This is a genomic window from Trebonia sp., from assembly GCF_049794275.1.
Classification (GTDB): Bacteria; Actinomycetota; Actinomycetes; order Streptosporangiales; family Streptosporangiaceae; genus Trebonia.
Genome location: NZ_JBARCR010000219.1, coordinates 1 through 1,783 on the forward strand (window position 1 = coordinate 1; position 1,783 = coordinate 1,783).

At 73.3% G+C, this 1,783-nt stretch carries 3 protein-coding genes; all 3 read left to right on the forward strand.

Features of this window, described 5'->3' with window-relative positions:
• A partial coding sequence (locus tag WA805_RS06315; RefSeq protein WP_425241865.1) for a DUF5666 domain-containing protein occupies positions 1 to 249 on the forward strand: 249 nt, incomplete at its 5' end.
• An 87-nt stretch (positions 250 to 336) separates the two neighbouring features.
• Complete coding sequence (locus WA805_RS06320; protein WP_422273999.1) at positions 337 to 987, forward strand: response regulator transcription factor; 651 nt, start codon at positions 337 to 339, stop codon at positions 985 to 987.
• Positions 984 to 1,783: sensor histidine kinase (locus WA805_RS06325; RefSeq protein ID WP_425241866.1), on the forward strand; the 800-nt coding region annotated here is incomplete at its 3' end. The genes WA805_RS06320 and WA805_RS06325, both read left to right, overlap by 4 nt.

The following is a 1,783-nucleotide window of genomic DNA, read 5'->3' on the forward strand; positions in this document are numbered from 1 at the left end:
GGTCCGGGACGCGGCCAGGCCATTCGGCTCGAGATGGGCGGGAAGGTCACCGCGGTCAGCGCCACGTCGATCACGGTCGCGGGACCCGACCATCAGGTGACGGCGGTCGTGACCAGCGCGACAAAGGTCAGCGGCCGGGTCAGCGGCATCCGCGGCGTCAAGACGGGCGACCTGGTGAGCGTCCAGGCCACCGGCACCGGCGGGGAGCTGACCGCCACGGCTATCCAGGATCCCGCCAGCCTTCCTTGACAGAGTCCTGGCAGCCTTCCTTGAGGGGAAGGTCAGCCTGCGGCGGTTGCCTGGTGCGAGGGAGGCCCACCAGCAGGGAGAACCGCTATGCGGGTGCTCGTGGTAGAAGATGACGGCGAGCTGGCGGAGGCGATCGCCGCCGGGCTCCGCCTGGAGGGAATGGCGGTCGACACGGCCCTGGACGGGGACGCCGCCCTGGACCGCGCCCTGGTCAACGACTACGACGTGATCGTGCTCGACCGTGACCTGCCAGGCGTCCACGGCGACGAGGTGTGCGCCAAGCTCGCGGGCACGGTCCGCGCGCGGATCCTGCTGCTGACCGCCGCGGGCACGATCGCCGACCGCGTCGCCGGGCTGGGCCGCGGCGCCGACGACTACCTGCCCAAGCCGTTCGCGTTCGCCGAGTTGATAGCCAGGATCCGGGCGCTCGGCCGCCGGTCCCACCCCGCCGTCCCGCCGGTGCTGACCGCCAAGGGCGTCACGCTGGACCCGGCCCGCCGGCTCGTCACCCGGCACGGCAGGTGCCTCGACCTCGGCCCCAAGGAGCTGGCCGTCCTCGAACTGCTCATGGCGGCGGGCGGCCGCGCGGTGTCCGCCGAGGAACTGCTCGAGCGCGGCTGGGACGAGATGGCCGATCCGTTCAGCACGGCGGTGAAGGTCACGGTCAGCCGCCTGCGGCGCAAGCTCGGCGAGCCGCCGGTGATCGAGACCGTCGCCCAGGCCGGTTACCGCATATGAGGCGCGGCAGCGTCCGGCTCCGGCTCACCGTGCTGTTCGGCGCGCTGTTCCTCGCCGCCGGGGCGACGCTGCTCGCCATTACGTACGGACTGGTCAGCCACGCCACCAACGGCGTCTTCGTATCGAGCACCAACGCAGGCGGAGGCGCCGGCAGTGCCGCGGGCGTGGCCCCCGCGGCACTGCCGGCCACAGACCCGCTGCAGGCCCAGGCGACCAGGATCGCCGGCACCGCCAAGGCCGCAGAGAACGACGCCCTGCTGCTGTACTCAGGCATCGCGCTGGGCATCATGGCGGTCGTGTCGATGGCGCTCGGCTGGTTCGCGGCCGGCCGCGCGCTGCGCCCGTTGCGGCGGATCACCGCGGCTGCGCAGCGGATCTCCGCCACGAACCTGCACGAGCGGCTGGCGGTCGGGGAGCCGGATGACGACCTGCGCGAGCTGGCGGACACGATCGACGATCTCTTCGGCCGCCTGGACGCGTCGTTCGACACGCAGCGCCAGTTCGTCGCCAACGCCTCGCACGAGCTGCGCACCCCGCTCGCCCGCTCCCGGACCATGCTCGAAGTCGCGCTCCGCGACCCCGGCGCGGACGCCGAGTCGCTGCGCGCCACCTGTCGCCGGGTGCTCGTCGCCGGGGAAGAACAGGAACGGCTGCTCGAGGCGCTGCTGACACTCGCGCGGGGACAGCGCGGCCTCGACCGCCGCGCCCCCGTCGACCTGGCCGCCGTCACCAGGGACGTGCTGGCGGCGCGCGGCACGGAGATCGCGGCAAGCGGGCTGGAGGTGGCGGTCACGCT

Excerpts from the sequence above, each read along its gene's own strand:
- WA805_RS06320 (WP_422273999.1), top strand. The coding sequence starts at position 337 with ATGCGGGTGCTCGTGGTAGAAGATGACGGCGAGCTGGCGGAGGCGATC.